Origin of the sequence: Hydrogenophaga palleronii (genome assembly GCF_031457455.1) — a bacterium.
GTDB lineage: Bacteria > Pseudomonadota > Gammaproteobacteria > Burkholderiales > Burkholderiaceae_C > Hydrogenophaga > Hydrogenophaga palleronii_A.
On the sequence record NZ_JAVDWU010000010.1, the window covers coordinates 105,999 to 124,989 of the forward strand.

Here is an 18,991-nt window from a genome sequence, read left to right on the forward strand (position 1 = left end):
ACCGGCTGTGAGCACCCCGCGTTTCGTTGACGACTACCTGGGCTACCTGTTGGGCCAGGCCAATCACGCGCTGTTCAAGGACTTCGAAGCGGTGGTGCGCGAAGCCGGCCTGAGTTCGCTGGAGTGGCGGGTACTGGCCACCTTGAGTGAGCAGCCCGGTCTGCCGGTGGGGCAACTGGCGCAAGAAGTGCTGAGCCAGCAACCCACGGTGACCAAGCTGGTACAGCGGATGGCGGCGCAAGGCTGGGTGTCGCTGCAGGGAGACCCGGGTGACCAGCGGCGCACCCTCGTGGTGATCACGCCGGTGGGTCAGAAGAAGGCTTCGGCACTGATCGAACAAGCGCACCAGCACGAAGCCCACACCTTGCGCGGCTTGAGCGCTGCCGACATCGTCAAGCTCAAGCGCCAGCTGCGCCGCCTGGCTCAAGCAGACTGACCCTCGCGTCCACTCATGACTTCTCCAGACAACGTTTGCCCGCATGGGCTGAACAAGTTGATCTTTCGCTGGGTCGGTGGCGCTGCGATGGCACTGGCGGCGCTGGCTCCCGCCCTGGCCCAACCGGTTCCCACGGTGGCCGCCGCGTCTGATCTCAAGTTCGCCATCGAAGAAGTGGCGGCACAGTTCGAAAAAACCACCGGCCACAAGCTGCGCCTGGTGTTCGGCTCGTCGGGCAACGTCAAGACACAGCTCCTTCAGGGTGCGCCATTTCATTTGTTCATGTCCGCCGACGAGCACTTCGTCTTTGAGCTGGCCGACGCCGGGAAAACGGAAGACCGCGGACGGGCCTATGCGGTCGGTCGCATCGGCATCATGGTGCCGCAGGGTTCGCCACTGAAGGCCGACGGTGAACTCAAGGACCTGCGCGCGGCACTGAGGGACGGCCGACTGCGGAAGTTCGCCATCGCCAACCCCGCTCACGCACCCTACGGGGCGCGGGCCATGGAAGCGCTCAAGCACCAGCATCTGTGGGACGACTTGCAAGGCAAGCTGGTGCTGGGCGAGAACATTTCACAGGCCGCGCAGTTCGCCACCTCCGGTTCGACGCAAGGCGGCATCATTGCCTACTCGCTGGCACTGGCGCCCACGGTGGCACGCAGGGGCGACTTTGCGCTCATCCCCGAGAGCTGGCACCAGCCCCTCAAACAGCGCATGGTGCTGATCAAGGGCGCGCCGCAGGCGGCGCGTGCCTTCTATGAACACCTCTCCACGCCGGCCGCGCAAGCCATCATGGTGCGTTACGGCTTTGCCATGCCCAAAGACTGAGGCCGGCAGCAGCACCCATGGACTGGCAGGCCCTGATTCTTTCGCTGGAGCTGGCGACGGCCACGTTGCTGCTGCTGTTGCCTGCCGGTGTGTGGCTGGGGCGCTGGCTGGCCTACGCCCGATTTGCGGGCAAGTCGTGGATCGAGGCACTGGTGGTGGTGCCGCTGGTGCTGCCACCCACCGTGCTGGGCTACTACCTGCTGGTGGCCATGGGCGGCGCCTCGCCACTGGGCGCGTGGCTGGCCAGCACCTTCGGCGTGCAGCTGACCTTCAATTTTCTGGGCCTGCTGATCGCTTCGCTGATCTTCAACATCCCGTTCCTGGTGCAACCGGTGCAGCGCGCGTTCGAGGCCATTCCGCGCAACCTGGGCGAGGCCGCGGCGGTGAGTGGCCTGTCTGCCTGGCAGACGTTCTGGCGCGTGGAACTACCACTGGCCTGGCCGGGCGTGCTGTCGGCAAGCGTGCTGACCTTTGTGCACACCCTGGGTGAATTCGGTGTGGTGCTGATGGTGGGCGGCAGCATCCCCGGAGAAACCAGGACGATTGCCATCTCGATCTATGACAAGGTGCAGTCCTTCGATCTGGCCGGTGCCAACCAGATGGCATTGCTGCTGCTGGTGTTCTCGCTGGTGGCCGTGGGCGCGTCGTTCTTTGCGTCGGCCCGGCTGGTGGTGCGCCGATGAAGATCGCGGACCGGGCGCTCGTCGCCGAAGTGGATCAACTGCTGCCTATGGCCTTGCACAGCAGCCTGCGCTGCGAAGCGGGCGAACTGCTGGCGCTGGTGGGACCGTCGGGCGCGGGCAAGACGTCGATGCTGCGTGTGCTGGCCGGCCTGATGCGCCCGCAGAGCGCCAAGGTGGTGGTGGGGGGCGAGGTCTGGTGCGACACGCAGCAGGGCATCTGGCTGCCCCCGCAGCGCCGCCATGTGGGCCTGGTGTTCCAGAACTACGCCCTCATGCCGCACCTGAGTGCGCTGGGCAATGTGGCCCTGTCGCTGCTGCACCTGCCAGCGGCCGAACGCAGGCAACAGGCCCGCCGCTGGCTCGTCCACGTGGGCCTGAGCACCGACCAGCAGGACCGTCGGCCTGCGGGCCTTTCCGGCGGGCAGCAACAGCGCGTGGCCGTGGCGCGCGCACTGGCGCGTGAACCACAGCTGTTGCTGCTGGACGAACCGTTTTCCGCGGTGGACCAGATGAACCGACAGGGCCTGTACCGCTTGCTGGCGGATCTGCGGCGAGAACTGTCAGTCCCGATTGTGCTGGTGACCCACGACCTGAACGAGGCCCGCCTGCTGGCCGACCGGCTGGTGGTGATGGACGCCGGCCGCGTGCTGCAAACCGGCACGCCCGCCAGCATTCACGACGCCCCCCGCAACGCCCGCGTGGCCGACCTGGTGGGCATCCACAACCGGTTCCAGGGTGAGTGGCTGGGCACTGCGGCCGAGCCCGGCATGGGCCGGATGCGCTGGATGGCCCCCGCCGACCAAGCCAATGCGGGACCCGTACTCACCGTGCGCGACAAAGGCAAGTTGCCCGACGGTCAACGCGTGACCTGGGTGATCCCCAGCGACGGCATCACCCTGCTGCCGCCAGAGACCCTTGGCGCTGGCGACTTCGATGCCGAGGTCGTGGAGGCCCGGCACCTGGGCGAGATCACGCTGGCCACATTGGCGCTCGCGGCCGTGCCCGGTGCAGCGCTGCGGCTCACGCTGTCGGGCGCGCAGCGCCAGGGCCTGGTGGTGGGTGCGCGATGGGGCGTGCGGCTGGCCATGGACAAGGTGCATGTGATGCCGGTGCGCTCCCCATGAACGCGTTGCGGCATGACGCTATGAATACTTGCGCTTCCTTCGCTGGCAAAGGCGTCGCGCATCTCACAGGTACAAGGCCTGCCCTGCCCTACCATCGCAGCCCATGATCGCCATTCAGCGCAAGACCCACCTCGACGCCCTCGCCATTACCCTCCTGGTGGCCTGTTGCGCCTTCTGGGGTTTTCAGCAGATTTTGATCAAGTTTGCGGTGCAGGAGATTCCACCGCTGTGGCAGGCCTCACTGCGCATGGGGGGTGCCACCGTGCTGCTCTGGCTGTGGTGCGTGTTGCGTGGTGTGAAGCTGTTCGAGCGCGACGGCACGCTGGGCGCCGGCTTGCTCGCGGGCCTGCTGTTTGCTGGCGAATTCTGCTTCATCTACCTGGGCCTGATGCACACCAGCGCCTCCCGCCTCACGGTGTTCCTCTACACCAGCCCGTTCGTGGTGGCGCTGCTGCTGCCGCGGGTGATCCCCAGCGAAACACTGCGCCGCATCCAGTGGATCGGGCTGACGCTGGCCTTTCTGGCCGTGGCCATCGCGTTCAGCGAAGGCTTCCTGCAGGACTCGCCGATGGTGGGTCAGTGGAAGGGCGACGCCATGGGCCTGGCCGCCGGCATCCTGTGGGGGCTGACCACGCTGACCATTCGCGCCACCCGTCTCTCCGGGGCCAGCGCCGAAAAAACCCTGTTCTACCAACTGGCAGTGACGGCGCTGGTGGCGCCTGTGCTCTCGCTGGCGCTGGGCGAGACCTGGGGCTTTGGCTACTCGGCCATGGCCTGGGGCTCGGTGGCGCTGCAGATGGTGGTGGGCGCCTTCATCAGTTACCTGACCTGGATGTGGATGCTGCGCCACTACCCGGCCACACAGATGAGCACCTTCACGTTCCTCACGCCGGTGTTTGCGCTGGTGTTTGGTGTGGTGTTGCTGGGTGAGCCGCTGACGGTGCAGCTGGTGGTGGCGCTGGTGGGGGTGGCGGTGGGGATCGTCCTGGTGAGCAAAAGATAGGAACACCCCCCGCGCCGCCTACGGCGTCACCCCCCTGGAAGGGGGGCGACACCAGAGGCCCGGCAAAGCCGGTTCCTCGGTGTCTCTGGACTGACTTCCCCTCGGGGATGGCGGGCTTGGCTTTATCGAGGTACAACCAGTCTGCTCTCCCTCTCTCAATCCACTTGCCCTATGACACAAGCCCTTCAAGATCTGTCGGCCGCCGAATTGGTGGAAGCCTATGCTGCTGGGCGGCTGTCGCCAGTGGAAGTGACGCAGTCGGTGCTGGCGCACATCGAGCGTTGTGAGCCAGTGCTGAAGGCGACTTACGCTTTCGATCCCGAGGGTGCGTTGGTGATGGCGCGGGCTTCTGAGGCGCGGTGGCGTGCGGGTGCGCCCTTGCGTGTCGGGGATGTGAGCATCGATGGAGTGCCGGTGACGATCAAGGAGAACATCGCCACGCGCGGTGTACCCACCCCGCTGGGTACCGCAGCGACGGAGTTGGTGCCGGCCGCGCACGATGCGCCGCCTGCGGCGCGCTTGCGCGAAGCGGGGGCGGTGTTCCTGGGCAAGACGACCATGCCGGAGTACGGCATGTTGTCGTCGGGCCTGTCCAGCTTTCACCCGCTCACGCGCAACCCCTGGAACACGGCCATGAACCCGGGTGGTTCGAGCGCGGGGGCGGGCGCGGCAGCGGCGGCGGGCTATGGGCCGCTGCACATCGGCACCGACATCGGTGGCTCGGTGCGGCTGCCGGCGGCGTGGTGTGGTTTGGTGGGCTTGAAGCCCAGTCTGGGGCGCGTGCCCATCGACCCGCCGTACATGGGGCGTTGCGCCGGGCCGATGACACGCACCGTGACCGACGCGGCCTTGATGATGGCGGTGCTCTCGCAGCCAGACGCGCGCGACCACATGAGCCTGCCACCGGCCAGCATCGACTGGCTGGACCTGCAGCGCGACATGAAAGGCCTGCGCATCGGCCTGCTGCTGGACGCGGGGTGCGGCATGCCGGTGGACCCGCAGGTGGCGGAAGCGGTGAACGCAGCCGCGCGTTTGTTCGAGGCCGCTGGTGCCAGCGTGGCGCCGATGCGGCCCTGGATGACCCCCAGCTTGCTGCAGGGCATGGACCGGTTCTGGCGCATCCGCTCCGGTTGCGACATGCTGGCCTTGTCGCGTGCACAGCGCGAGCGCGTGCTGCCCATCGTGCGCACATGGGCCGAAGCCGGCCTGGGCTTCAGCGGCCAACAGGCTTTCGAGGCCTACAGTGCGTCCGTGAAGATCCGGGCCCTCACCGTGGCCGCCACGTTACCGTTTGATTTCGTGCTGTCCCCGGTGTCGCCCAACATCAGTTTCCCGGCCGAATGGGCCTACCCCACGAACCAGGTGGAGCAGGCCATGGACCACATTGGCTTCACCGTGCCGTTCAACATGAGCGAGCAGCCCGCCGTTTCCGTGGCATGCGGGTACGACGAGCGCGGCGTGCCCATCGGCCTGCAGATCGCCGGCCGCCGCTTCGACGATCTGGGCGTGCTGCAGATGGCGCGTGCGTTTGAGCAGATGCGGCCGGCGCAGCGCCCCTGGCCCACGGTGGTCGCCGGCTGAGCCCTGCAGGCTCCGCGCGAGCGGGTGGAAACCTCGCGCACTCAAGCCCCGCGAGAACGGCTCCCTTGGGTTCGTGCCCTCTCTGGCCTGATCGGTGGATCTGGATCGCTGCTTGTGAGTCCCCCAGCGCCTGCCTGCTTGATCAATGCGACCAGCTCAGGGCGAACCGGCAAGGGCCGGAAGGCGCTCACCGTGGCCCGCCCCGGGTTGCCCAGCGGCAGGCGGCCCGTCACGTGGCCCAGTGGCACCAGCGCCAGCCGGAACAACTGGCCTGCTGCCTCGGCCCAGTCCCCAGTGCGCAGGGCCAAGCCCAGCATGAGTGCGTGCGTTTCCAGGTGCGGTTTCAGGTGGCGCTGCCCCACCACATGCGCTGCCTCCAGTGCCAGCCAGGCCTGCTCGTGCAACGTCGCGGTCCTGGCCAGGTGGATCAGTTCACCGTAAGCAAGCGCGTCAAACCCAGTGGTGGGCGGGTCTTCAGTGAACGTGGCCATGGTGTGCCTCCGCCGAGCGCGCCTGCCCGATTTCAGCCCTTGCCTGCCGGAGCACCGACCAGCCACCGTGCAGCGCGAGCGCCGCCATCAAGCTGGCCACCACCAGGTCGGGCCAGGCCGATCCCGTGCCAAAGACGCCCAGTGCGGCCAGCAGCACGGCCACGTTGCCGATAGCGTCGTTGCGCGAACACAGCCAGACGCTGCGCATGTTGGCATCGCCCTCGCGAAACGCGTAGAGCATCCATGCCACGCCCAGATTGACCAGCAGCGCCAGCACCGCCACCACGCCCATGGTGAATGCCTGCGGCACCTCGCCGTGCCAGAGGGACCAGAGCGCCGCACCCAGCACATACAGGCCAAAGCCCATCATGCTGGCCGCCTTGAGCATGGCCGCTCTGGCGCGCCAGGCCAGCGCCGAGGCCAGCACCGCCAACGACACGCCATAGTTCAGCGCGTCGCCTGCGAAGTCCACCGCGTCGGCCAGCAGCGCCAGCGAGCCGGCCTGCAGGCCTGCGCCGATCTCGACCAGGAACATGCCGGCGTTGACCAGCAGCGCGATCCAGAGGATCTTGCGGTAGCGAGGCAGATTGAGGACGGTTTCGGGCTTGGGGGTATCGTGTTCGCAGCAATGGGCAGACATGGTTTTTCCTTTCGGTCATTGCATTGGAAACCCTGTAGCCGCTACAGTGTCAACACCGCTTTCAATCTTTTCAAGCCGGGAGCCGCGCAGCATGCAGATCAAGGAACTGGCCAGTGCCACGGGCGTGGATGTGGAGACCATCCGCTACTACGAAAAACAGGGCCTGCTGCCCGCGCCGGCACGGCGCGACAACGGCTACCGCGACTACGAGGGCGCACACCTGGAGCGCCTGTCCTTCATCCGCCACTGCCGCGCGCTGGACATGCCGCTGGCCGATGTGAAGCGGCTGCTCGGCTTTGTGGACGACCCGGATGAACATTGCGACGACGTGAACCACCTGGTGGATGATCAGCTGGCCCGTGTGCGGGCACGCCTGAAGAGCATGCGGGCGCTGGAACGGCAACTGCTGCAGCTGCGCTCGCGTTGCGGAGGTGCCGCCGATGGCCAGCCTTGCGGCATCCTGCACGAACTGGTGTCTGCCGCGCATGGGGAGGCGTGTGTGTGCCATGCAGGCACGGAACAACAGTGAACCCGCCGAGGGCACAGCAAAAGGGGCTCCCGAAGGTGCCCCTGTCCTGTAAGCGAGGGCGCGCTCAGCTCTTCTTCGCCAGCCCCAGCCGCTCGACCGTGGCCTTTTCCGCCGCGAAGGTGCGCTCGGCATAGGCCGTGTAGTCGGCGGTGTTCATGTAGATGGCGGGCATGTAGAACTTGTCCAACGCGCCGATCAGCGCAGGGTCTTCGAGCGTCTTGCGGAAACCATCGTGCAGCACCTTGACCACGGCCGGGTCCATGCCGGCGGGCCCGCCGATGCCGAAGGGCGACTCGCTGATGGTGTCCCAGCCGCTTTCCTTCACAGTGGGCACATTGGGGAAGGCTTTGGAGCGCTGACTGCCCAGCGTCGCCAGCAGACGCAGCTTGCCATTCTGTACGTGCGGGGCCACATCCAGCGTGCCGCTCATCACCCGGATATGCCCCCCCAGGATGGCGGGCACGAGTTCGGCCGAACCTTTGTAGGGAATGGGGTTGAGCTTGATGCCGGCCTTCTCGGCGAACTCTTCCACCGCCAAGTGCGGCGTGGTGCCCGTGCCGGTGTGGCCGTATTCCAGCTTGCCTGGGTTGGCCTTGGCGTAGGCCACCATTTCCTGGATGGTCTGGAAGGGCGAGTCGGGCGTGCAGGCAATGGCGAAGGTGTAGCCCACCAGGCAGACGACGTGGGTAATGTCTTTCACCGGGTGGAAGGGCATGTTCTGCATGTGCGGCAGACGGTAGATGCCCAGCGGGAGCTGGGTGAGCGTGTAGCCATCGGGCTTGGCGCCGACCATGGCGCTGGCACCCAGCGTGCCGCCCACACCGGGCTTGTTCTCCACCACCACCGGCACGCCCAGCGCCCGGCTGCCGCTCTCGGCGATGGCCCGCATCACGCCGTCGCTGCTGCCGCCGGCGGGCCAGGGTGCGATCAAGGTGATGGCGCGGGAAGGAAATTTGTCTTGCGCCAAAGCGCTGCCAGAGAACAGGGCCGGCGCGCCGACAACGGCAGCACCGCCAGCGGCAGCGGCCAGCACCTGGCGGCGGTTCAGGGAGGGCGTGGGTTGGGTCATGGTGTCTCCTGTGGGGCTTATCGGTTCGGGCTGGGCAGGACGTGCGGCCCGAACTCCGCAAGTTAGCCCCTCACCTGCTCAGAGGGAAGGAGGGCAACCCGATGTAGGGGCTTTTTCGGTCACCCGTGCGACTGCGGCAGCGCCCGCTCCCTCCCCTCAGCCGGCAGCGCGCTTGACAGCAAAGCGCACGTACCAGTCCAGGCAACCGGGGTTGGCCATGGCTTCCTTGTTGATCACTTTCTCCAGCGGCTGGCCCAGCAGCAGCTTCTTGATCGGCAGCTCCTGCTTCTTGCCCGAGAGCGTGCGCGGGATCTCGTCGACCTGGAACACGTCGTTGGGCACGAAGCGCGGTGACAGCGCGGTCTTGATCGCGTCCACGATGTGGGTTTTCATGGCTGCATCCAGTGCCACTCCCGGGCGCAGCACCACGAACAGCGGCATGTAGCTCTCACGGCCCAGGTACTCCAGGTCCACCACCATGCTGTCGAGCACCTCGGGCAGGGCCTCCACTGCGCTGTATAGCTCGCTGGTGCCCATGCGCAAGCCATGGCGGTTGATGGTCGCGTCCGAGCGGCCGTAGATCACACATGAGCCGTCGGGGTGGATGCGCAGCCAGTCGCCATGGCGCCAGACCGCGCCGGCTTCCTTTTCAAGATCACCGCCGCCAGGTTTACGGCCATGGCCTTCGGGGTACATGTCGAAGTAGCTGCCGAGGAGCCGTCGGTTGTCGGTGTCGCCCACGAAGTACAACGGCATCGATGGAATGGGCTGCGCGCACACCAGCTCACCCACCTCGTCGATCACCGGCTGGCCTTGCTCGTTCCAGGCTTCGACTGCGCAACCCACGAGCCGGCACTGCATGCGGCCGGGGGTTTGGGGCAGTTCGCGGTTGCCGCCGATGAAGGCCCCGGCAAAGTCGGTGCCACCGGAGATGTTGCACCACCAGATATCGCCCCCACGCTCCGCCGCTGCGCGGGTCGCTGCCCCCCGAGGGGGCTGATTCGCCTTGGGGCGGCCCGGCGGCGAATCGTCGTTCGCTCCGGCCACAACCCTGAGGCGCCGAAACTGCTCCGTCCCCCAGTTCTGCGCCTCTTCCGACAACGGCGACCCGGTACTGCCGAGCGCCCTCACTTTTGTCAGATCCCCACAGGCAGAGAGATCCACCCCCGCCTTCAAGCAGTTCGCAAAAAACGCTGCCCCTGCGCCAAAGAAGGTCACACCCAGTTCGGAAGCAAAGCGCCACAGCGTGGTCCAGTCGGGTTTGTCCTTTGAACCGCCCGGGTTGCCGTCGAAGATGACGCAGGTGGTACCGCCCAGCAGGCCGCTGACCTGTGCGTTCCACATCACCCAGCCGGTGGAGCTGTACCAGTGGTAGCGCTCGCCCCAGCTGTTGGGGTGGTAGCTGCAACCCACGTCGTTGTGCAGGATCTTCAGCGCCAGGGCCACGATGAGCGTGCCGCCATGGCCGTGCACGATGGGCTTGGGCAGTCCGGTGGTGCCGCTGCTGTAGACGATCCACAGTGGGTGGTCGAAGGGCAGCCACATGGGTTCGAAGGCGGCGGTAGCGTTGTCGTCCTGTGCCACGACGTCTGTCCACGCGGTGCACGGTGCCACAGCCTGCAGGGCTTGTTCGCGCGAGGCCGGGTCTTCGGCCAAATTGGTGTGCAGCAGCACGTGGCGCACCGTGGGCAGCGCAGCGCGCAACTCGGCCACCACCCCTAGCCGGTCAAAGTCCTTGTGCCCGTAGGTCACGCCGTCACACGCGATCAGCACCACCGGTTCGATCTGGCTGAAGCGGTCGAGCACGGCGTTCGTGCCCATGTCCGGCGCACAGATGCTCCACACCGCGCCAATGCTCACCGTGGCCAGAAACGCCACCATGGCCTCCGGCACATTGGGCAGGTAAGCCGCTACCTTGTCACCCGGCTTCACGCCCTGCGCCTGCAGGTGCAGCGCCAGCGAGGCCACCTGCCGCTGCAGTTCGGTCCAGCTCAGCTCCACCTGCCGGCCCCTCTCGTTGCGGCTGATCACGGCCGGGAAGCCGGCATCGTGCGCTGCCTTCACATGCCGCAGCGCCTGCTGTGCGTAGTTCACCTGCGCACCGGGGAACCACTGCGCGCCCGGCATCACGTTCTTCGCCAGCACCGCGGTGTGCGGCGTGGGCGACTGCATGTCGAAGTAGTCCCAGATGCTCTGCCAGAAGGCTTCCAGATCGGTGGTGGACCAGCGCCACAGCGCATCGTAGTCACTGAAACGCAGGCCTCGGTGCTCGGCGAGCCAATCTTGATAGAGGCGGATCTGGGGGATGTACGGCGCTGGTGCCGAAAGGGAATTTTTTGTCTCGCTCATGCCGCTTCCTGTGGAGTGGGTCACAAGGGTAGCAGTGCACGGGCGCCGCCCACAACCCGGACACGGCGCCAAGGCGACAACCCATGCGCTAGGGTTTGTACGGATGTTCAATCATTTTGTACATCTGTTCAATACCGGCATGCCCAGCCCCCGCCCGCCCCGCTCCGGCACCCGCCGCTCAGAAGCCGCTGCTGCCCGGCCCGACCGCCAGATGGCCATCCTGTTGGCCGCCGAGAAGCTGTTCGCGCAGCGCGGCTACCACGGCGTGACCATCCGGGAGATTGCCGAGGAAGCCGGTGTGCCACTGGCGCTGGTGGGTTACTACTACGGACCCAAGCACGAGCTGTTTCACGCCATCTTCGTGCACTGGCAGACCACCGCCGATCAGCGGCTGACACAGCTCGATGACGTCCTCCAGTCACCCAAAAAAGGCGATCGCTTGCGCCAGGTGGTGGAAGCTTTCGTGCGCCCGGTGCTGGCCCAGCGTGCCAGTGCAGAAGGCGAGTATTACGCGCAGCTCGTAGGGCGCGAACTCTCGCGCAGAACGCCCGAAACCCAGCGCGTGCTGGACGAGTTCTTCGACCCGCTGGCGCACCGCTTCATCGACGCCCTGCACACCACGCGCCCGGGCTGCGACCGCACCCTGGTGGCCTGGGCCTACCAGTTCGCGCTGGGCGCACTGCTGCACCACATCAGCGACCACCGCATGCCCGTGCTCTCGCGTGGTCGCGCGCAGTCGATCGACCCTGCCGCTGGCGACCTGCTGGTCGATTTCATCACCGCAGGCCTCGGCGCCTTGCTGCCCGTTTCCCGGACCCCGCGCCCACGAGCGCCAGCTGCTTCATCCACCCACAGGAGACAACCATGAACCGTCGCATCTTCCAGACCACTTTGCTGGCATCGGCCCTCACGCTGGGGGGCCTTTCCACCAGCGCGCAGGCGCAGCAGGTCATCAAGCTGACCGCCGCCGGGGGGCACCCGCCGGTGTTCCTGTGGGTCAAGTTGCTGGACGAGTTCTACATCCCTGAAGTGGACAAACGCCTGGCCGCGGCCGGCAATACCCACAAGGTGGAATGGACCAAGGCATGGGGTGGCACGCTGATCAAGATCGGCAGCGAGTCCAAGGGCATCTCCGACGGTGTGGCCGACTTCGGCTTCGTGGGCACGCTGTTTGAAGCGGCCAAGTTCCCGATGCAGAACGTGAGCTATGTGACGCCCTTCGGCACCGAGAACCTGGGTGCGGTGGGTTCCATCGTGAGCGACATGCAGAAGAACATTCCTGCCATGGGCGATGCCTGGACGAAGAACGGCCTGGTGTACCTGGGCGGCACGGCACTGGACACCTACCACCTCTGGACCAACTTCCCGGTCAAGTCGATCGACGACCTCAAAGGCAAGAAGATCAGCGCCCCCGGCCCTTCGGCCAACTGGATCAAGAACACCGGCGCGGTGGCCGTGGCCGGCTCGCTGCCCACCTACTACGAGGACATCAAGTCCGGCGTGTCCAACGGCGCCATCACCTTCAGCACCGGCGCCTGGGGTGCCAAGCTGCACGAGGTGGCACCACACGTCACCAAGGTGAACTTCGGCTCCATGTACGCCGGCGCCGTAGTGATGAACAAGCGCCGGTTCGACAGCCTGCCGCCCGCCGTGCAGCAGGTGTTCCGCGAAGTGGGCATGGAATACGACAAGCGCTTCGCCGAGGCTCAGAACGCCACCGCGAACGCGCTGCTGCAGAAGATGGGCGAGGCCGGCGCCACCATCAGCGAACTGCCCGCGACCGAACGCAAGCGCTGGGCCGAGACCATTCCCAACGTGGCGCAGACCTGGGCGGCCGACCTGCAGGCCAAGGGCGCGCCCGGGCAGGAAGTGCTCAAGGCCTATATGGACGGGCTGAAGAAGAGCGGCGCCGACCTGCCGCGCGACTGGTCGGTCAAGTAAGCCTGGCACGGAGCACCCATGAGCCAACCCACGCCGGGCGACGGCGGCGCTGTGTCCCGCGTGGACGCAGCGCCCCAGGACGCCTACAACCAATCGCTGCCTTTCGGCCTGCACCGGCTCACGCAGGGGCTCAATGCCCTGGGCACGCTGATCATCATCGGGCTGATGCTGCTGATCAACACCGACATCGTCGGCCGCACCGGTTTTGACGCACCGGTGCGCGGCGTGACCGAGTTGGTGTCGCTGTCGATTGTGGGCATCGTGTTCCTGCAGTTGGCCGACACGCTGCGCAGCGGCCGCTTCACCCGGGCCGACATGCTGCTGGACCGGCTCAAGCGCAACCGCCCGGTGCTCGCCGCCGTGCTGCAGGCGATATACCACGGGCTGGGCGCGGTGCTCATGGGCATCATCCTCTGGGCAGCCTGGCCATCGCTGGTGGAGTCCATCCGCATTCGCGAATACGTGGGCGCGCTGGGCGACTTCACCGCGCCGGTGTGGCCGGTGCGGCTGATGATGCTGGTGGGCCTGAGCGTCACAGCGCTGACCTTCGTGCTGCTGGCCAGCATGGACCTGCGACGCGCGCGTTCCCTGGCGCAATCGGCGAGTGGGGTGCGTTCATGAGCGCCGCACGGCCGTTCCGAAGGTGCTCAGCCCCGCAGTGCGCAGCACGGAGGGAAAGTGGAATGAGCGCAGCACGGAGTTTCACCCCATGAGCGCCACCGCCGTTGCCCTGCTGTCGCTGGGTCTGATGCTGTTGCTGATCTGGGGTGGTCTGCACGTGGCCGTGGTGCTGGGCCTGGTGTCCTTTGTCGGCGTCTGGATCATCCGCGACGACGTGGGCGTGGCCGCCAACCTGCTGGCTCAAGCCTCCAGCGACGCCATCGCCAGCCACATCTTCGGTGTGGTCCCGCTGTTCGTGCTCACCGGATTCCTGGTGGCCAAGGCCGACATCGGCAAGGACGCGTTCGAGGTCGCGAACCAGCTGTTCCGCCGCCTGCGTGGCGGCCTGGGCGTGGCCACGGTGGCGTCCAACGCGGTGTTCGCCGCCATCACCGGCATCTCCATCGCTTCGGCCGCCGTGTTCACCCGCGTGGCGGTGCCGCAGATGATGCGCTTTGGCTACCAGCCTCGGTTTGCCGTGGGTGTGGTGGCGGGCTCGTCCGTGCTGGGCATGCTGATCCCGCCGAGCCTGCTGATGATCCTCTATGGCTTCCTGGCCAACCAATCGGTGGGCGAGCTGTTCACCGCCGGCATCGTGCCTGGCCTGCTGCTGGCCGGCGCTTTCACGGTCGGTATCGTGCTCGCCGCGTACTTCAAGCCAGACATGGTCTACGCCGGCGGCGAAATGCCAGTGCCCGACGGCCCCGACATGAGCGCCGCCACCATGTTGCTCAAGCTGGTGCCCATCGTGGTGATGATCGGCGGTGTGCTGGGCGGCCTCTACGGCGGGCTGTTCACCGCCACCGAGGCCGGGGCCGTGGGCGCCGCCCTGGCGCTGCTGATCGCGGTGCTGCGGCGCAAGCTGAGTGCGCGCACCTTCTGGGAAGTGCTGACCGAGACCGGGCACGTGACCGTGGCGGTGAGCTTTCTCATCATCTGCGCCAGCATCTACACGCGCATGCTGGCCATGTCGGGCATGCCGCAGTTCCTGATGGAGCTGATCGGCCAGGCCGGCTTCGGGCCCTTCGCCTTCCTGCTGGTGTATGTGGCCATCGTGATCCTGCTGGGCACCGTCATCGACTCTTCGTCCATTCTGCTGATCGTGCTGCCGCTGATGCTGCCCATCGCCGAGCAGTTCGGCATGAACCTGATCTGGTTTGGCGTGGTCACCGTGGTGGCGGTGGAAATCGGCCTGCTCACGCCGCCGTTCGGCCTGTCGGCCTATGTGGTGAAGAGCGCGCTGAACGACCCGCGCATCACCCTGGGCGACATCTTCCGCGGCACCGGGCCGTTCACGCTCATCATGGTGGCGGTGCTGCTGCTGCTCATGGCCTTTCCATCACTCAGCCTGGTGTTGATCGAATGACCCGGTCACCTGCCCCTGGCGCAGGCTCGCGAGACCTTTGACACCTCACACCGACCACCTCACACTGACAACCACACCAAGGAGCGAACCATGCCACGCACATTTGTCGACCTGTCCATCTTTCTGGAAAACGACGTGCTCAGCGACCCGCCGGCCTTCGCGCCCAAGATCCAGTACTTCACGCACGATCACACCTTCGAGCAGATCGAGCCGTTTTTCCCCGGCCTGAAGAAGGAAGACCTGCCCGATGGCGAAGGCTGGGCGGTGGAGCTGGTGCAGCTCTCCACCCACAACGGCACCCACCTGGACGCGCCCTACCACTTCCACTCCACCATGGACAAGGCGCTGGGCGAGAAGAAGCCCGCCATCGCCATCCACGACGTGCCGCTGGAGTGGTGCTTCCAGCCCGGCGTGAAACTGGACTTCCGCCATTTCGCCGACGGCTATGTGGTGACTGCCGCCGATGTGGAAGCCGAACTCCAACGCATCAACCACACGATCAAGCCGCTGGAAATCGTGGTGGTCAACACCCGTGCCGGATCGCGCTACGGCCACAACGACTATGTCTCGGCCGGTTGCGGCATGGGCTACGAGGCCACCATGTACCTGCTGGAACGCGGCGTGCGCCTGACCGGCACCGACGCCTGGAGCTGGGACGCCCCCTTCGTGCACACCGCGCAGAAATACGGCGAAACCAAGGACGCCTCGCTGATCTGGGAAGGCCACAAGGCCGGGCGCGACATTGGCTACTGCCACATCGAAAAGCTGCACAACTTGGAAGCGCTGCCCGCGGACGGTTTTTTCATCAGCTGCTTCCCGCACAAGATCCGGGGCGCCTCGGCGGGCTGGACGCGCGCGGTCGCCATCTTTGACGACGCCCTGCAAGCCACTGTGTAGGCCCCGCTCCGCCGCTTCGCGCTCACGTACAGGAAACCTCATGGAACTGAACCACACGCACGATCCCCGCACCCGCAGCTGGCTGGCCTCGGCCAACGAAGCCGGCTGTGACTTCCCCATCCAGAACCTGCCGTTCGGTGGGTTCCGCAAGGCCGGCAGCAACGAGGCCTTTCGCGGCGGCGTCGCCATTGGCGACCAGATCATCGACCTGGCGGCCCTGTCCCAGACAGATGCCCTGCAGGGCCTGCCCGCGCTGGCGCTGCGCACCTGTGCAGGCAGCTCCCTCAATGACTTCATGGCCATGGGCCCGGTGGCCTGGCGCGCACTGCGCCACGCCCTGTTCGACCTGCTGCGCGAAGACGCCAGTGGCGAGGCGGTGCAAGCCCTGCGCAACAGCCTGGTGCCGCAGCTGGAAGCCGAACACACCGTGCCCAGCCGCATCGGCAACTACACCGACTTCTACACTTCCATTCACCACGCGCGCAACGTGGGTCGCGTGATCCGCCCGGACGACCCGCTCACGCCCAACTTCCAGTGGCTGCCCATCGCTTATCACGGCCGCGCCTCCAGCGTGGTGATCAGCGGCACACCGTTTCACCGCCCCATGGGGCAGGCCATGCTGCCTGGTGCTGCAGCACCCGTGTACGGCCCCTGTGCGCGGCTGGACTTCGAGCTGGAACTGGGCTTCTACATCGGCCCTGGCAATGCCATGGGCGAAACCGTGCCGCTGGAGCAGGCCGAAGCCCACATCTTCGGCATCTGCCTGCTCAACGACTGGTCCGCGCGCGACCACCAGTTCTGGGAAATGGCGCCGCTGGGCCCGTTCCTGGGCAAGAACTTCTGCACCAGCGTGTCGCCCTGGATCGTCACACTGGAGGCCCTGGCACCATACCGCGTGCCCTTCGCGCACCCGGCCAACGAGCCCCAGCCCCTGCCCTACCTGGATGCGCCATCCAACCGCGCACACGGTGGTGTGGACATCCAGCTGGAAGTCCTGCTGGAAACCGCGCAGCACCGAGCCAAAGGCGCGGCCCCGGACCGCCTCTCGGCCACCGGCTTCCGACACCAGTACTGGACCATCGGCCAGATGGTGACGCAGCACACCGTGGGCGGCTGCAACCTGCAAAGCGGCGACCTGCTGGGCACCGGCACCATCTCCGGCCCCACCCCTGCAGAGGCTGGCGCCATCGTCGAACTCAGCCTGGGCGGCACACGCGACATCGAACTGCCCGGAACCGGCGAACGCCGCCGCTTCCTGGAAGACGGCGACAACGTGATCCTGCGCGGCTGGTGCGAGAAGCCGGGCGCCGCGCGCATCGGCTTCGGACAATGCAGTGGCGAAATCCTGCCCGCCCGCCAGGGTTGACCCACTCCCGCCCACTCCCGCACGCACAACCATGACCTTGCCCATCCCTCTCCTTGAACCGGTGATGGACCTCACCGTCCACGTCGCCACGCCCATCGAAGCCGGCGAAGTCATCGGCCTCAACAGCCGGGGCAAGCGCCGCATCATCCCCATCACCGGCGGTACTGTGAGCGGGCGCATCAACGGCCGTGTGATGGCGGGTGGAGCGGACTTTCAGCTGGTGGTGAGTGCCACGAGTGCGGATCTGGACGCGCGCTACCTGCTGCAGCTGGACGACGAAGCGTGGGCCGGCGCACACGTGTTCGTGCAGAACCGCGCGCTGCGCCGGGGCTCGCCCGAGGACATTGCGAAGCTGGTGCGCGGCGAGCCGGTGGACCCGGCGGCGATCTACTTCCGCTGTGCGCCCACCTTCGAAGTGTCGCACCCGGCGCTGGCCTGGATGACGGAAAGCCTGTTCGTCGGCACCGGGGCCCGATTCCCTGACCGGGTGGAAGTGCGCTTTTTCCGGGTGGCCTGAAGCCCCGGGGCCAATCACCACCGGTAGGTCCGTCGAAAGGAACTGGCGAGAAACGGGCAGAATCGCCGCCACCTCACCAACGGAGATTCCCATGGCCCTGTTCCAGTGGACCGAAAAGCCCGCGCGCACACTCAACGCCGGCGGCGTCATCGCGCCGGACGAACGCCTGCCCTGGCCACAAACCACGGTCATGGGCGTGCAACACGTGATCGCCATGTTCGGTGCCACGGTGCTGGCGCCCCTGCTCATGGGCTTCGATCCGAACGTGGCCATCCTCATGAGCGGCATCGGCACGCTCATCTTCTTCTTCATCACCGGCGGCAAGGTGCCCAGCTACCTGGGCTCCAGCTTTGCGTTCATCGGTGTGGTGATCGCTGCCAGCGGTTATGCCGGCCCCGGCCCCAACGCCAATCTGGGCGTGGCGCTGGGCGGCATCGTCATCTGCGGCCTGGTCTACACGGTCATCGGCTTCATCGTGCACGCCACCAATGTGAAGCACACAAAAAGCACACCCATGGCCGGCATGGAGGTGGACGAAGTGGAAGAAGGGGCAGCGGTGCATTGGATCGAACGCCTGATGCCACCCGTTGTCACCGGCACGGTGGTGGCCGTGATCGGCCTGAACCTGGCGGCCATTCCCATCAAGAACATGGCACCCACGGGTTTTGATGCCTGGATGCAGGCGGTGACGTTCATCAGCGTGGGCCTGGTCGCCGTGTACACGCGCGGCATGACGCAGCGCCTGCTGATCCTGGTAGGCCTGATCGCGGCCAGCCTGATCTACGCGGTGCTCACCAATGGCCTGGGCCTGGGCAAGCCCATCGACGTGTCGGGCATTGCCAACGCGCCCTGGTTCGGTCTGCCCACCTTCGCCGCGCCCGTGTTCCAGGCACAAGCCATCCTTCTGATCGCGCCGGTGGCCCTGATTCTGGTGGCCGAAAACCTGGGCCACATCAAGGCCGTGAGCGCCATGACCGGGCGCGACCTCAACCCCTACCTGGGCAAGGCCTTCATCGGCGACGGCGTGGCCACCATGGTCAGCGGTGCATCAGGTGGCACAGGCGTGACCACCTACGCGGAAAACATCGGCGTGATGGCCGCTACCAAGATCTACTCCACCGCCATGTTCGTGGTGGCCGCCTGCATCGCCATCGTGCTGGGCTTCAGCCCCAAGTTCGGCGCGCTGATCCAGGCGATTCCACTGGCCGTGATGGGCGGGGTTTCCATCGTCGTGTTCGGCCTGATCGCCGTCGCCGGCGCCAAGATCTGGGTCGACAACAAGGTGGATTTTTCCGACAACCGCAACCTGCTGGTCGCCGCGATTCCGATCATTCTGGGCACCGGCGAGTACACACTGAAGTTCGGTCAGTTCGGCCTGGGTGGCATCGGCACCGCGACCTTTGGTGCGATCTTTCTGTACTGGTTGTTGAGTCGCAGGCGTTGAAGACTCCCTGGGGCGGTAAAGCCTCAGGGCAAACCCCCATGTCCGCAGTATTCGGCTGTTACCCCGC

General features: G+C 66.4%; 19 protein-coding genes. 15 read left to right on the forward strand and 4 right to left on the reverse strand.

What is annotated here, in order from left to right; genetic code table 11:
- The first annotated feature begins 7 nt into the window (after positions 1-7).
- From J2W49_RS20495 to J2W49_RS20520, 6 genes are all read left to right on the forward strand, one after another.
- A complete protein-coding gene (locus tag J2W49_RS20495; protein WP_310320614.1) occupies positions 8-436 on the forward strand; it encodes a MarR family winged helix-turn-helix transcriptional regulator in 429 nt (142 codons plus the stop codon).
- Positions 437-451: 15 nt separating this feature from the next.
- The gene (gene modA, locus J2W49_RS20500) at positions 452-1,264 is read left to right on the forward strand and encodes a molybdate ABC transporter substrate-binding protein (RefSeq protein WP_310320616.1); all 813 of its coding nucleotides are present in this window, start codon (positions 452-454) and stop codon (positions 1,262-1,264) included.
- Positions 1,265-1,281: 17 nt separating this feature from the next.
- Entirely contained in the window at positions 1,282-1,947 is a 666-nt protein-coding gene (gene modB, locus J2W49_RS20505; RefSeq protein ID WP_310320617.1) for a molybdate ABC transporter permease subunit, read from the forward strand.
- Complete coding sequence (locus J2W49_RS20510) at positions 1,944-3,071, forward strand: ABC transporter ATP-binding protein (RefSeq protein ID WP_310320618.1); 1,128 nt, start codon at positions 1,944-1,946, stop codon at positions 3,069-3,071. Before modB ends, J2W49_RS20510 begins: the two co-directional genes overlap by 4 nt.
- 103 nt (positions 3,072-3,174) lie before the next feature.
- Positions 3,175-4,074 (forward strand): DMT family transporter, encoded by a 900-nt coding sequence (locus tag J2W49_RS20515; RefSeq protein ID WP_310320620.1) that lies wholly within the window; start codon positions 3,175-3,177, stop codon positions 4,072-4,074.
- 171 nt (positions 4,075-4,245) lie between these two features.
- Positions 4,246-5,655, forward strand: a complete 1,410-nt coding sequence (locus J2W49_RS20520) for an amidase (protein ID WP_310320622.1) — start codon at positions 4,246-4,248, stop codon at positions 5,653-5,655.
- Between the two features lie 41 nt (positions 5,656-5,696).
- On the opposite strand, the gene J2W49_RS20525 is transcribed toward J2W49_RS20520, so the two are convergent.
- Complete coding sequence (locus J2W49_RS20525; protein ID WP_310320624.1) at positions 5,697-6,146, reverse strand: DUF3703 domain-containing protein; 450 nt, start codon at positions 6,144-6,146, stop codon at positions 5,697-5,699.
- Positions 6,130-6,786, reverse strand: coding sequence for a cation efflux transmembrane domain-containing protein (locus J2W49_RS20530; protein ID WP_310320626.1), 657 nt, complete (start codon positions 6,784-6,786; stop codon positions 6,130-6,132). Before J2W49_RS20530 ends, J2W49_RS20525 begins: the two co-directional genes overlap by 17 nt.
- 91 nt (positions 6,787-6,877) lie before the next feature.
- On the opposite strand from J2W49_RS20530, the gene cadR reads away from it, so the two are divergent.
- Positions 6,878-7,315 (forward strand): Cd(II)/Pb(II)-responsive transcriptional regulator, encoded by a 438-nt coding sequence (gene cadR / locus J2W49_RS20535; RefSeq protein WP_310320628.1) that lies wholly within the window; start codon positions 6,878-6,880, stop codon positions 7,313-7,315.
- Positions 7,316-7,379: 64 nt separating this feature from the next.
- On the opposite strand, the gene J2W49_RS20540 is transcribed toward cadR, so the two are convergent.
- Complete coding sequence (locus tag J2W49_RS20540; RefSeq protein ID WP_310320630.1) at positions 7,380-8,384, reverse strand: tripartite tricarboxylate transporter substrate binding protein; 1,005 nt, start codon at positions 8,382-8,384, stop codon at positions 7,380-7,382.
- A gap of 156 nt (positions 8,385-8,540) precedes the next feature.
- Positions 8,541-10,733, reverse strand: a complete 2,193-nt coding sequence (locus tag J2W49_RS20545) for an acetoacetate--CoA ligase (protein ID WP_310320632.1) — start codon at positions 10,731-10,733, stop codon at positions 8,541-8,543.
- 139 nt (positions 10,734-10,872) lie between these two features.
- Between J2W49_RS20545 and J2W49_RS20550 the strand changes: the two genes are divergently transcribed.
- The 8 genes from J2W49_RS20550 (at position 10,873) to J2W49_RS20585 (ending at position 18,924) form a co-directional block, all read left to right on the forward strand.
- Positions 10,873-11,601 (forward strand): TetR/AcrR family transcriptional regulator, encoded by a 729-nt coding sequence (locus J2W49_RS20550; protein WP_310320634.1) that lies wholly within the window; start codon positions 10,873-10,875, stop codon positions 11,599-11,601.
- Positions 11,598-12,674 (forward strand): C4-dicarboxylate TRAP transporter substrate-binding protein, encoded by a 1,077-nt coding sequence (locus J2W49_RS20555; protein ID WP_310320636.1) that lies wholly within the window; start codon positions 11,598-11,600, stop codon positions 12,672-12,674. Before J2W49_RS20550 ends, J2W49_RS20555 begins: the two co-directional genes overlap by 4 nt.
- 18 nt (positions 12,675-12,692) lie before the next feature.
- Entirely contained in the window at positions 12,693-13,295 is a 603-nt protein-coding gene (locus tag J2W49_RS20560; protein WP_310320638.1) for a TRAP transporter small permease subunit, read from the forward strand.
- Between the two features lie 88 nt (positions 13,296-13,383).
- Positions 13,384-14,700, forward strand: coding sequence for a TRAP transporter large permease (locus J2W49_RS20565; protein WP_310320640.1), 1,317 nt, complete (start codon positions 13,384-13,386; stop codon positions 14,698-14,700).
- A gap of 90 nt (positions 14,701-14,790) precedes the next feature.
- Complete coding sequence (locus tag J2W49_RS20570; protein ID WP_310320642.1) at positions 14,791-15,597, forward strand: cyclase family protein; 807 nt, start codon at positions 14,791-14,793, stop codon at positions 15,595-15,597.
- Between the two features lie 40 nt (positions 15,598-15,637).
- Positions 15,638-16,963, forward strand: a complete 1,326-nt coding sequence (fahA, locus tag J2W49_RS20575) for a fumarylacetoacetase (protein WP_310320644.1) — start codon at positions 15,638-15,640, stop codon at positions 16,961-16,963.
- A 31-nt stretch (positions 16,964-16,994) separates the two neighbouring features.
- Positions 16,995-17,480, forward strand: a complete 486-nt coding sequence (locus J2W49_RS20580; protein ID WP_310320646.1) for a DUF3237 domain-containing protein — start codon at positions 16,995-16,997, stop codon at positions 17,478-17,480.
- A 91-nt stretch (positions 17,481-17,571) separates the two neighbouring features.
- On the forward strand, positions 17,572-18,924 hold the full coding sequence (locus J2W49_RS20585; RefSeq protein ID WP_310320648.1) for a solute carrier family 23 protein: 1,353 nt from the start codon (positions 17,572-17,574) through the stop codon (positions 18,922-18,924).
- Positions 18,925-18,991: the final 67 nt, after the last annotated feature.